The following is a 12,613-nucleotide window of genomic DNA, read 5'->3' on the forward strand; positions in this document are numbered from 1 at the left end:
AATTTACAATTATTTTTAGAATAAAAAAAATAATTTTTAGAACTTAAGAAAGCTTCTGTAAATTAATGAAATATAACTACTGATTTTTTAAAATTTAAGAATCAAACTCTTGCATTAAATTGATAAGTTCTTCTTGAGTACTTACTCCTTTGTCGTGCAAGTACCAAAGTTGCAAATTAGTTTTTGCTGTTTCATCAACAACTCCAAATTCCTTTTTATAATTTTGAATTAATTCGATCGCACCTTTTGGTCTTGGTCCCCAATGTCCTAATAATTCTCCTGTTACTTTATCAACAACGATAACTATTGGGATTGATTTTGAATTATTTGTTAAAAACAACTTCATCAGATCATCATTTTCATCACGCAAAACAATTTTTAGTTCAATTTTACCTGATTCTAGAGCCATTTTATTAACAACTGGTAACAATTGGGCTGCATCACCACACCAACCTTCTGAAATAACCAACCAAATATAATCTCCTTTTAATGATTTTAACTTTTGACTAATTTGCTCTGTTATTTGCACGGTTTTATCCAAACGATTCATTCTAGTCTCATTTAGTGTACTATAATGCGTTAAATCTTCAGATTGTTCGTTTCCTGTAGCTTTACCTTGCAATAATAAATCAGAAACTAATTTTCTATATTCTAAATAAGGATGACTATTAAACAATCCTTTGGCTATTGAAGTTTTCATAATTGTTAGTTTATAGTTACAAAGTTACCATAAAAAAGAGGTTAAAATGTGATATTTGTCACTTTCTAAAGTACAAAAAGAGTAATTTTATACCAAATAATGAAAATGGATTTAAAAACAAAATCAATTGGACTCATTCTTTCAGGAGGAGGTTCTAAAGGTTTGGCACATGCTGGAGCAATAAAGTTTTTAGAAGAACAAAACATAATACCGGATCGCATTGCAGGAACAAGTGCTGGTTCTATTGTAGGAGCTTTGTACGCTTGGGGAAAAACACCCGAAGAAATACTAACTTTTTTTAAATCGATTTATCTTTTTCATTGGAAACACCTGACTTTCAAAAAAGCGGGATTAATAGATTCTGGTTCCTTCAAACAGTATTTTCATACGATATTTAAAGATGCATTAATAGGTGATTTAAAAATTCCAATACAAATTACTGCCACCGATATGGTACGGGGGAAACTAAAGGTTTTTGGGCCGGACACAAAAATAATTGATGCTATATTGGCCTCTTCAGCCTTTCCAGGAATTATGTCTCCTTATGAAATTAACGGTCGTCTTTACAGCGATGGAGGCATTTTAAATCATTTTCCAACTGATATCTTACAAGGACATTGCGAAACGTTAATCGGAATTTACGTAAGTCCAATTCAGAAAATTGAAGCAAAAGACCTACATTCAATCAAGGCCGTTACTACAAGAGCTTTTGACATTCTTTCGGCAAATTCAAATATGCACAAATTTAACTTTTGCGATTGGGTAATTGAACCTACCGATTTGACTTTGTACAGCACTTTTGAAACTAATAAAATAAAGATGGATACTGTTTTTAAAATTGGCTATGAAGCAGCCAAAGAATCCTACGAGAAACTTAATTTATAAAATATAGACAACCCTTTTTTTAAAAATCAGAATATGTCTATATTTGCACGAATCAACACAACGCAAAATGAAATACAAAAGAATTCTTCTAAAATTAAGTGGTGAAGCTTTAATGGGTGATTTGCAATACGGAATTGATCCGAAAAGATTAGGTGAATATGCCGACGAAATCAAGCAGATCCATGAAAAAGGAATTGAAATCGCTATTGTAATAGGTGGTGGAAATATTTTTAGAGGAGTTGCTGGTGCAAGTGCAGGAATGGATAGAGTGCAAGGAGATTATATGGGAATGCTTGCTACCGTAATAAACGGAATGGCTTTGCAAGGTGCCTTGGAAGAAAAAGGAATGAAAACTAGATTGCAAACAGCCTTAAAAATGGAGTCGATTGCGGAACCTTACATTAAAAGAAGAGCAGATCGTCACCTTGAGAAAGGAAGAATTGTAATTTTTGGAGCTGGAACAGGAAACCCTTATTTTACAACAGATACTGCCGCTGTTTTACGTGGAATAGAAATTAATGCCAACGTAATCCTAAAGGGAACACGTGTAGATGGTGTTTATGACTGTGATCCAGAGAAAAATGCTGCTGCCGTGAAGTTTGATTTTATTTCGTTTGACGATGTCCTTAAAAAAGGATTGAATGTAATGGATACTACTGCATTTACTTTAAGTCAAGAAAACAAATTACCAATCGTTGTTTTTGATATGAATACAGCAGGAAATCTATTAAAGATTTGCGAAGGAGAAAATATAGGAACAGTTGTAAATATATAAGCACAACAAAAGTAGATATAGAATACAAAGAGCTAAAATTTTAAAGAAATGACTGAAGAAATTGAATTTATATTAGATAGTACCAAAGAATCTATGATCGGTTCTATTGCGCATTTAGAAAAAGAATTTTTGAACATCCGCGCTGGAAAAGCCTCACCAGCGATGTTAGGAAGTGTCTTTGTAGATTATTACGGATCAGCGACACCGCTTTCTCAAGTTTCTAAAATCAGTGTTCCTGATGCAAGAACAATTACTTTGCAGCCATTTGAAAAAAATATGTTGCAACCTATTGAAAAAGCAATTATGATAGCCAACATTGGATTTAACCCAATGAATAATGGTGATGTAATTATCATAAGTGTACCGGCATTAACCGAAGAAAGAAGACGCGAATTGGCTAAACAAGCTAAAGTAGAATCTGAAGATGCTAAAGTAGGTATTAGAAATGCTCGTAAAGATGCTAACACTGATATTAAAAAACTAGAAAAAGACGGAACCTCTGAAGACATTTGTAAAAGTGCTGAAGAAGAAGTTCAAAACTTAACGAATAGTTTTATCAAAAAAATTGATGAGTTATTAGTTTACAAAGAAGCTGAAATCATGAAGGTTTAATCCTTATAGCATTTATATAAAAAACCGTGTTTCAAAAAAATATTTTTTTGAAACACGGTTTTTTTATTTTTACAAAAAAAATCGGACTAGGTACTAGAAACAAATTTAAGTCCAATTATAGAACTTATTAGTGTTGTTATAAAGAATATTCTCCAAAAATCAGCGGGTTCTTTAAAAATAAAAACACCAACCAAAACAGTTCCTACGGCACCAATTCCGGTCCAAACCGCATAAGCAGTTCCTATAGGCAATGTTTGTGTTGCTTTATAAAGCAATAGCATACTAACGGCCAAACAAGCTAAAAATCCTGCTAACCACAATGTAGCAGTCATTCCAGAACTTTCTTTGGCTTTGCCTAAACAAGTTGCAAAACCGACTTCGAAAAGACCACCAATAATCAATAAAATCCAATTCATATTACTGTTTTAAAATTAATACCGAAGGAACGCCACTCAACCAAATACTTCTTGAATCTACTAATTCCTTCCAACTTCCTAAACTAATCAGCATCAAATCTTGCTGTCCTAAAAACTCACTTTCGATAGTTCGATTGTCAATTAGATCAATGTTATTTGGATATTTTTCTTGCAAAGAATCTACAGCGCTCTTGATGACAAAATTAGAATTAAAATACCCATTTACATCAAGTATGACCAATTTTGAATTGTTGTTATAAATTAATTTCTGAGCATATTCTATCAAAAAGGAATCTTCAGTACTAAAAATAGGAACAAATACACGATTGACTTCTTGTAAATCTTTGTCGATCAAAATACCAATTGGCATTTTAGTTTTAGAAATAATCTGTCGGGTTCTTTCATCAAAAGGAGAATTTTCAAACAAACCTTCTTTTCCTGTAAACTTATCAATCAATCGATCTGGATTAATAATCCGAGTGGTAAAGCCAATTACTTTTCCTAAAATAGTGCCTTCAAAAATAGATTTACCCAAACCTATTAATAGCAAATCATAATCTCCTTGATTGGCTATATCTGCGATTTCAGTTTCAATATCCACAGTTGCTTTAAAGATAGTTTTGATATCCTGTTGTAACAATTGAGACTCCTCAACAATTGGATCAAAAGTGTTTTTTTCTTTATCCTCTAAATTAAAAGAGTGTACCTCATCACTCAAAGACAAATGCATAGCGGTTATACAAGATTGTGCTTTTTGCTTCTTGGTCAAACTGTTTGCCAAACGCAGCAATGATTTTCCTTTTTCATTATTTCCAAAGGATATTAAAACACGGTATTTGTTAAAGTTAATTGGCTCAACAATTGCATCGCTGTCTTTTGTCTTAAAAATATAATTGATCAAGTCTAATGCGGGTCCAGTCATAAATGTTGTAACCAAAGCCATAATAACCATCATGGTAAAAACTTCTGGCGTCAGCACTTTAAGTTCTAAACCAATATTTAAAACGATTAATTCCATCAAACCTCTGGTATTCATTAAGGCGCCAATAGTAAGACTGTCGCGCCAACTTTGACCTACAAACTTTGCTGCTAATGCACTTCCAAGGAACTTTCCAACAACAGCAACTAGAATGATGAATCCTGTTACTTTCCAGAGATAAGGATCGTTTAATAATCCTATTTCAGTTTTTAAACCTGTAAAAACAAAAAACAAGGGAAGCAAAAGAATTAAAGCTACATCTTCGACTTTTTCTATAAAAATAGTTCTGAATTTTGGAACATCTGGCATAATTGCTCCAGCCATAAAAGCACCAAATAAAGCATGAATTCCGATAACTTCAGTAGCATAAGAAGACATAATCAACACGAGGAAAAAGATAGCAACTACTGGTTTTACAATACTATCCTTAGAACCGTATAAATCCCCAATTCGTTTTAGAAATGGTTTTACTATAAAAATCATAGCAACAACATAAAGTACCGCAAGCATAATAATGTATAGCGAACTAACAAAAGTTCCTGCTTTTACAATAGCGATTACAACTGCCAGAATACACCAAGCCGTAATATCATCGGCGGCAGCGCAAGTAATTACGATTGCACCTAATTTTGTTTTATGAATTCCTCTTTCCTGAACAATTCGTGCCAAAACAGGAAAAGCGGTAATACTCAATGCAATCCCCATAAAGAGACTAAAAGAAAGAAACTTAACGCCTTCTGGAGCAAACTGATCGTATACAAAATAGGAAAGACCAATACCTAGCGCAAAAGGAATTACAATACTGGCATGACTGATTACAATGGCTTCATTAGCCTTATTTTTTAGGACTTTCATGTCTAATTCCATTCCGATGACAAACATAAAAAGGATTAGACCTATCTGACTTAAAAATTTTAAGTTCCCTAAAGACTCTACGGGAAATAGCGCCGCTGAAAATTCCGGAAAATACATCCCTAATAAAGAAGGACCCAGAACAATTCCGGCAATAATCTCTCCGATAACTGACGGCTGACCAATTTTTTTAAAAACCCAGCCAAAAAAACGAGCAACCAAAATTATGGTTATAATTTGTGCTAAAAGAATCGCTAATGGATCTTGAAAATTGTATTGCATAGAAGCTAAAAAATCTTTCCAAGAACCATTTCCGCTTGCGGGCGTAACAATAGTTTTACTCGCTTCTAAGAATTTCCCTTTACTAATAATCCAATATATTAAGGCAGAGAATCCGCCAGTTACAGCGAAATAAAAAATAGTATTTTTATATTTTTTCATATCTAATTTTACGGCATTAAACTCGAATTCAAAAACGGGCTAAGAGTAGCCAAATGTATCATTATTATTCTAATATTTATATTGTAGTAAATAAAATATATAAGCTGAAACCAAAGTTAAAACCATCAAAAAAAAGAGGCTAAAATTAATGACTTAGAATCCATTTAATTACCTTTACATCCTTTAAATATTAAATATGGCGAAGTGGTTTAGCATAGGATTTTGGGAACTAGTAGCTCGAATTGTCCTCAAAAATAGAATTTTAATGTTATCGATTATTATTGCGATAACAGCTCTTTTAGCATTACAATGGAAAAATATACAGTTTTCATTTACAGAGGCTAATTTACTTCCTGACGATCACATCGTTAATAAAGAATACAATGCTTTTTTAGATAAATTTGGCGAAGAAGGAAACTTAATCGTCGTTGGTGTAAAAGATGATGCTTTTTTTACACCAAAAGCTTTCGCTGCTTGGAACAAATTAATGATCGAAATCAAAGCGCAAAAGGAAGTCGATTTAGTGGTGTCGATAAATGATTTAAAGCAATTAAAGAAAAATGAATCATTACAAACGTTTGAATTAGTTCCTTTTGTTGATTCTAAGAAAACAAATAGTGCAGCATATTTGAATTCAATCAAGAAGGATTTGTTTCAGAACATGCCTTTTTACGAAGGTTTACTTTTTAATAAAAAAAGTGGAAGCATTCGCTCAGCTATTTATCTAGACAAAAAAATTGTAAATACTGCACATCGTAAGGATTACATTGTAAAAGAATTTATTCCAAAAATAGATGCTTTCGAGAAAGAAACCGGAATTGACTTACGTGTTTCCGGAATGCCTTATATCCGTACGTTAAATGCGTTGAGTATTGTAAATGAAATCAGTCTGTTTATTGGTGCTTCGTTACTATTAACTTCCTTAATATTTTTCTTCTTTTTTCGTTCGTTTCGCGCTACATTGATTGCCATCATAATTGTAATTATTGGTGTCATGTGGACTTTTGGATTATTAGGATTGTTCAATTACCAAATCACGGTTCTTACTGCACTTGTTCCAACATTAGTTATCGTCATTGGAATTCCGAATTGTATTTTCCTAACCAATAAATACCAACAAGAATATAGCGCACACCACAACAAAGCAAGAGCTTTACAGCGCGTTATTACAAAAGTAGGAACAGCAACGCTGATGACTAATCTAACCACGGCGGCGGGGTTTGCCACTTTTATAATTACTAGTAGTCATCTTCTTAAGGAATTTGGTATTATTTCCTCTTTAAGCATTATTTCTCTTTTCTTTTTATGTTTGATTGTAATTCCTATTTATTACAGTTACCAACCCGTTCCTAAACAAAAACATTTAGAACATTTAAATCGTAATTACACCCGTAAATTCATAAACTGGATTGCAAAAACAGTAAAATACAATAGAAAATATGTCTATATCGTTGCCTTAGTTGTATTTTTAGTAAGCATTATGGGCGCTTTAAAAATCAAAACTTCAGGAAGTCTTATCGAAGATATGCCGAAAAATACTAGCTTTTATAAAGACATTTTATTTTTCGAAAAAGAATTTGAAGGAATTATGCCTCTTGAAATTACGGTTGACACCAAAAGAAAAAAAGGGGTTATGAGTTTGTCTACACTAAAAAAAATGGACGAATTACAGGAAACTATAGAAGAAATTCCAGAACTTTCTAAACCTATTTCGATATTAAACCTAGTTAAATATTCAAAGCAAGCGTATTATAATGGTAATCCTGATTATTATGATTTACCAACCTCACAGGAGCAAAGTTTTATTTTAGGTTATGCTAAAAATGCTACAAAAAACTCGAAAAACAATTTAATGAAAAGCTATGTAGATAGCACAGGACAAGTGGCAAGAATCACCACTTTTATGAGAGACATTGGCACCGGAAATATGGCTAAAATCGAAGATAAACTTTGGGCAAAAGCCAATAAAATTTTTCCTAAAGATCGCTATCACGTCGTTATGACTGGTAAAGCATTGGTTTTTGAAAAAGGAACACAATATTTATTAGACAATCTTGTCACTTCATTATTATTTGCAGTATTTTTAATTTCATTATTAATGGTTTTCATGTTCCGTTCTTTTAAGATGGTGATCGTTTCATTGATTCCAAATTTACTTCCGCTTGTAATTACTGCTGGATTGATGGGTTATTTTGGCATTCCATTAAAACCTTCAACCATTTTAGTTTTTAGCATTGCTTTTGGACTTTCAGTTGACGATACGATTCACTTTTTGGCACAATACCGTCAAGAACTAAAGCGCAATAATTGGAAGATAAAAAAATCAGTTTTTGCTACAATAAAGGAATCGGGAATAAGTATGTTTTATACTTCGGTAGTATTATTTGTTGGTTTCTCTGTATTCATGTTATCTGATTTTGGCGGCACTGTCGCTTTGGGCGGATTAATCGCTATTACCTTAGCCTTCGGAATGTTATCAAACTTAATGTTATTGCCTTGTCTAGTTTTAACATTAAACAAATCATTGACTAACAAGCAAGAATTTATTGAACCTAAAATTGTTATTTTAAATAATCCAAAGGATGCAGACAACGAAGTTTTGCATTAATTCCGATTTATTATTAAAAAATTACCTTACAATTTTACAATGAAATTATGAAAAGATTAATGATCGCTATTCATTAATAAAAAAATTATTGTGCCTCAACTTTTTTTAAAGTAAAATAGTAACCTTTTAAGGGTTAGTCCATTTTGTTAGATTAAGTTCAAATCTAAATATCTTAACAGCTGTTTGCGTAAGCTTTTTAATACTGAAGTGACAATTATTGATTGCATTTTGATATTAAAAATCCGTTAACAGCTGTTAACTTATTTATAATGGCTATTAATAAACCTCCCCAAACCTAATACCTTTGCAAAGTATTAGAACAATACTATAAAAATTTATTACTATATAACTACTTAAAGTAGCACACATAAATTAAAAAATTGCGTCATGAACATTAGAAAAAAAATTTTAACTAGTGCTTTGTTCTTCGTTTTCATCTATTCTGCTTCTGCACAATATATAGTAAAATCGAGTGATTTAAATCAAGAAGGAGCCTTAGAATTAGCAAAGCAAGCCAATTTAGAAGCTCAGAAACTTAACAAAAAAGTTTCTGTTGCTGTATTAAATTCCTCTGGTGTTACTATACTTTTACTAAAAGGCGATAATGTAGGACCTCATAATACAGAAGCATCAAGAAGAAAAGCATACACCTCATTTTCTACGAAAACACCTAGTTTGCTGTTAATGAAAAATGCAGAAGAAAGTAAGGATGCTAAAAATCTAAATACCTTACCCGAATTACTTTTATTAGGTGGAGGCGCACCCATTTGGAAAGACGGAAATTTAGTAGGAAGCATTGGAGTATCCGGTGGTGGAGGCTCTGAAAACGATAACAATATTGCTATAAAAGCAGTTGAAAATTTAGGTTTTAAAATCAGTCAATAATCTCTTAATTAAATTACAATGAAAATAAAAAGTCTATTACTAATATTATTTCTTGCTACAGCAAGTATGTCATTTGCGCAAGAAGTAAAATACCAATTATCAAGTCATATTTTAGATATCACCCAAGGAAAACCGGCAGCTGATGTTAAAATAACTTTATCCAAACAAGATAAAGACGAGAAATGGGTGAAAATTGATGAAAAATACACAGACAAAAACGGACGTATAGCAGATTTTGTTAAAGCAGACGGAAAAGATCATACTGGAATTTACAAACTTACATTCCACACTGAACCTTATTTCAAAAAGGCGGGACAGAAATCATTTTATCCTTTTATCGAAATCGTTTTTGAATTGAAAGATAATGAACATTACCATGTACCAATTACACTTTCTCCTTTTGGGTATTCTACTTACAGAGGAAACTAAAATACATAGTTGGTTTTATTTAAGTTAAAACTAGATTTAAAAAAATTGAGGAGGACTCGAATTCTGAAACTAATCAGAATTCGAGTCCTCTTTTTTATTTTAGAATTTTCTTTTTCCTTAAATTTACAAAACATCACTTTTTTTTAGATGACACTCGAGAATTAAATGCCTCTTTCTAAATCACTTATTTTGACAAATTCTAAAAAAATAAATATAACTAGCATGACAGAAAGTTTTGGAGATAAAGTAATCAATTTTAATAGACAATTAAACTTTTCGGGAGCGCTTCCTGATGGCTTTAAAGTCATTAATCCGTATATGGACAATCCTGAAACGATGCAAGTGATGCAACAATTTTACCACAAATTCTACTCTGACAACGAACAACGAAAGTTTATTGTCGGTATTAATCCAAGTCGTCATGGAGCTGGTGTAACAGGAGTACCTTTTACAGATACAAAGCGATTGGAAAGTGTTTGTGGCATCAAAATGGAATCTGCACATACACATGAAATATCGTCTGTATTTATGTATGACATGATTGCAGAATATGGCGGAGCAGCAACTTTCTATAAACAATTTTACATCAACTCCCCTTTTCCGTTAGCTATCGTAAGGAAAACGAAAGAAGGTAACTGGCTCAATGCTAATTATTACGATGATGCTGCTCTTTTTGAAATGGTAAAGGAATTTATGATTTTGACCTTAAAAAATAATATTGGCATCGGATTAGATACTTCTGAAGTATATGTATTAGGAAAGAAAAATGCATTATTCATTCAAAAATTAAATAAAGAAGCCCATTTATTTGAGCAAATAAAAGTATTAGAACATCCGCGTTACATCCAACAATATAAATCGAAAGAAAAGCAAATTTATATTGACAAATACATACTCACACTCAATAATGAATTATGAGCACTACAAAAACAGCTGTAATTTATACGATAGGTCACTCTACTCACAGCATTGAGGTGTTTTTGAGTATGCTTCAATCATTTGATATCAAAACAGTTGTTGACATCCGTCGTTTTCCGGGTTCACGTAAATATCCGCAATACGATCAGGAAAATTTAAAAAATTCATTAGAAAAAGCTCGAATACAATACATTCATTTAGTTGACTTAGGAGGAAGAAGAAAAGCAGATAAAGATTCGAAAAACACAGTCTGGAAAAATGAATCTTTTAGAGGTTATGCCGATTATATGGAAACCGAAGCTTTTGCAAAAGCAGTTGAAGAACTCAAACAAATCGCCTTAAAACAAACCACTGCTTATATGTGTTCTGAAGCCGTTTGGTGGCGCTGCCATCGCTCAATGGTTTCTGATTATCTTAAAGCAAAAGGATGGAATGTTTTACATATAATGAACATCGCAAAAGTTCAAGAACATAAATATACCGCACCAGCAAGAATTTTTAATGAAAAGGTTTTTTATTCAGAGGAAAAATAGTGGATTATTTATCCAAATGTTTTAAATTATAATTAGAAAGTCAATCATGAAAACAACATTCAAAATAGGTGACCAAGTAAGTTGGAACTCCGAAGCGGGAATAGTTTCAGGAACCATCATCAAAATACATATTGAGAATTTCGATTACAAAGGTTATACCCACCACGCAACCGAAGAAGATCCTCAATATGAAATAAAAAGTAGCAAAACAGATCATATTGCGGCCCATAAAGGAAGGACGCTTACCAAAATACAATAAAATTAACTCTAGAAACTGATTGCTATTAATACACAGATTATTTGTCATAAATACAAGTTTTTTTAGATAAAGGAATTATATTTATTTACTATTTAGATAATTACTAAATTGAAAAAACAAGTAAGTTTCTTAAATTTAACCTAATGAACTTGTAGAAATCGCTAATGTAATGTTAATACACACAATACTAGAGCGTATAGTTTTGAAATGACTGTTATATAATCTATCTTAGCATTTAGAAAAAAAACAAACAATGGACAAGCTATATTTTTTATATAAAAAACCTTATAAGTTAGGTCTTGTTTTGTCTTTGCAGTATAAACAAGACGATGCTTTTTTAAAAAGCTCTAAAGAGTTTATATCTTAAACCCTGTCGCAACCCAAGACAGGGACTCCTTTACTATTCAATTTATCTTTATAAAATAACGCATCAAAGCTTTGATGAAGTTTTTCATGGTCGAATTCCATCTTTTAATAGTGTGGGTATTTGATATTTGGGTATTAAAAAAACTTCTAAAAAGTAGTGCAACAAAAAACTAATAAAATGTCAAAAAGTTTAATTTTAACTACCGGAGTATACGATATGATTAAAGATCATGTCAAAAGAAAAAAAGCAACAGCAGTTCAAGAAGCTACATTATTATTGCAACTTAAAAATGCAAAACAAGTCACAAGAAAAGAATTACCAGAAAATGTAATTAACATAGATACTCGTGCAACTATCAAATACCTAGACACTAACGAAGAGGAAGTTTTTACATTTGTTGCTCCAGACAAAGCAAAAAGAAGAAACAATACGGAATCGATTATGTCTACAATGGGCCTAGCATTAGTAGGTTGTCAAGAAGGTGACATCATTAATTGGGTTTTTGAAGAAGGAGAAAAAGAAATTGAATTATTGAAAGTAGAAAGAATCTAAATTCAAATTCTTTTAGCTACTAATTAGCACCAAAAAAAACAGTTTCAAATTTAATTTTGTGACTGTTTTTTTTTGTTTAAATACATTCGATTATTTTACTTTATTTTTTAAAATTAAGATTACAACGATACAAAAGCCTGATTGTGGCGCACATTCTGCATGAGAAATTTGGGTATTTTGTATTTAGAAAAACAAATAACCACTAAATAACAATTACCAACAAAACATCTAAATTTAGGCCACGTGTTAGCCCCGATAGTAGCGGCATCCTTTTACTTTTTTCTCAAAAAAGTAAAAGATATAGCGAATAGCGGGAAATAGCTCCTTATTACCTCATTTCCCATCATAAAAATAGAAACAAATCAATTATATTTGCATTTCGGTTGCGAGACAATTTTTAAT

At 31.8% G+C, this 12,613-nt stretch carries 13 protein-coding genes; 10 read left to right on the forward strand and 3 right to left on the reverse strand.

Features of this window, described 5'->3' with window-relative positions:
• Positions 1 to 94: 94 nt before the first annotated feature.
• Positions 95 to 700 carry a thioredoxin family protein gene (locus MW871_RS10350; protein ID WP_248428452.1) on the reverse strand — a complete coding sequence of 202 codons (606 nt, stop codon included), beginning with the start codon at positions 698 to 700 and terminating at the stop codon, positions 95 to 97.
• A gap of 105 nt (positions 701 to 805) precedes the next feature.
• On the opposite strand from MW871_RS10350, the gene MW871_RS10355 reads away from it, so the two are divergent.
• The 3 genes from MW871_RS10355 (at position 806) to frr (ending at position 2,972) form a co-directional block, all read left to right on the forward strand.
• Positions 806 to 1,585 (forward strand): patatin-like phospholipase family protein, encoded by a 780-nt coding sequence (locus tag MW871_RS10355; RefSeq protein WP_248428453.1) that lies wholly within the window; start codon positions 806 to 808, stop codon positions 1,583 to 1,585.
• Positions 1,586 to 1,652: 67 nt separating this feature from the next.
• A complete protein-coding gene (pyrH, locus tag MW871_RS10360) occupies positions 1,653 to 2,360 on the forward strand; it encodes a UMP kinase (protein ID WP_188049003.1) in 708 nt (235 codons plus the stop codon).
• A 48-nt stretch (positions 2,361 to 2,408) separates the two neighbouring features.
• A complete protein-coding gene (frr, locus tag MW871_RS10365; RefSeq protein WP_188049004.1) occupies positions 2,409 to 2,972 on the forward strand; it encodes a ribosome recycling factor in 564 nt (187 codons plus the stop codon).
• An 86-nt stretch (positions 2,973 to 3,058) separates the two neighbouring features.
• Here the strand turns inward: frr and MW871_RS10370 are convergent, their stop codons facing one another.
• Complete coding sequence (locus tag MW871_RS10370) at positions 3,059 to 3,388, reverse strand: DMT family transporter (protein WP_188049005.1); 330 nt, start codon at positions 3,386 to 3,388, stop codon at positions 3,059 to 3,061.
• 1 nt (position 3,389) lies between these two features.
• Positions 3,390 to 5,660, reverse strand: a complete 2,271-nt coding sequence (locus MW871_RS10375) for a cation:proton antiporter domain-containing protein (RefSeq protein WP_248428454.1) — start codon at positions 5,658 to 5,660, stop codon at positions 3,390 to 3,392.
• 196 nt (positions 5,661 to 5,856) lie between these two features.
• On the opposite strand from MW871_RS10375, the gene MW871_RS10380 reads away from it, so the two are divergent.
• From MW871_RS10380 to MW871_RS10410, 7 genes are all read left to right on the forward strand, one after another.
• The gene (locus tag MW871_RS10380) at positions 5,857 to 8,268 is read left to right on the forward strand and encodes an efflux RND transporter permease subunit (RefSeq protein ID WP_248428455.1); all 2,412 of its coding nucleotides are present in this window, start codon (positions 5,857 to 5,859) and stop codon (positions 8,266 to 8,268) included.
• A gap of 387 nt (positions 8,269 to 8,655) precedes the next feature.
• The gene (locus tag MW871_RS10385) at positions 8,656 to 9,153 is read left to right on the forward strand and encodes a heme-binding protein (protein WP_248428456.1); all 498 of its coding nucleotides are present in this window, start codon (positions 8,656 to 8,658) and stop codon (positions 9,151 to 9,153) included.
• Between the two features lie 18 nt (positions 9,154 to 9,171).
• On the forward strand, positions 9,172 to 9,582 hold the full coding sequence (uraH, locus tag MW871_RS10390; protein ID WP_248428457.1) for a hydroxyisourate hydrolase: 411 nt from the start codon (positions 9,172 to 9,174) through the stop codon (positions 9,580 to 9,582).
• A 222-nt stretch (positions 9,583 to 9,804) separates the two neighbouring features.
• Positions 9,805 to 10,500 (forward strand): SMUG2 DNA glycosylase family protein, encoded by a 696-nt coding sequence (locus tag MW871_RS10395; RefSeq protein WP_248428458.1) that lies wholly within the window; start codon positions 9,805 to 9,807, stop codon positions 10,498 to 10,500.
• Complete coding sequence (locus tag MW871_RS10400) at positions 10,497 to 11,033, forward strand: DUF488 domain-containing protein (protein ID WP_248428459.1); 537 nt, start codon at positions 10,497 to 10,499, stop codon at positions 11,031 to 11,033. Before MW871_RS10395 ends, MW871_RS10400 begins: the two co-directional genes overlap by 4 nt.
• Positions 11,034 to 11,079: 46 nt before the next feature.
• Positions 11,080 to 11,292, forward strand: coding sequence for a hypervirulence associated TUDOR domain-containing protein (locus tag MW871_RS10405; RefSeq protein WP_248428460.1), 213 nt, complete (start codon positions 11,080 to 11,082; stop codon positions 11,290 to 11,292).
• Positions 11,293 to 11,836: 544 nt separating this feature from the next.
• On the forward strand, positions 11,837 to 12,211 hold the full coding sequence (locus MW871_RS10410; RefSeq protein WP_188049015.1) for a GreA/GreB family elongation factor: 375 nt from the start codon (positions 11,837 to 11,839) through the stop codon (positions 12,209 to 12,211).
• Positions 12,212 to 12,613 lie beyond the last annotated feature (402 nt).

This window comes from Flavobacterium pygoscelis (assembly GCF_023162025.1).
In the GTDB taxonomy this organism is placed as follows: domain Bacteria; phylum Bacteroidota; class Bacteroidia; order Flavobacteriales; family Flavobacteriaceae; genus Flavobacterium; species Flavobacterium pygoscelis.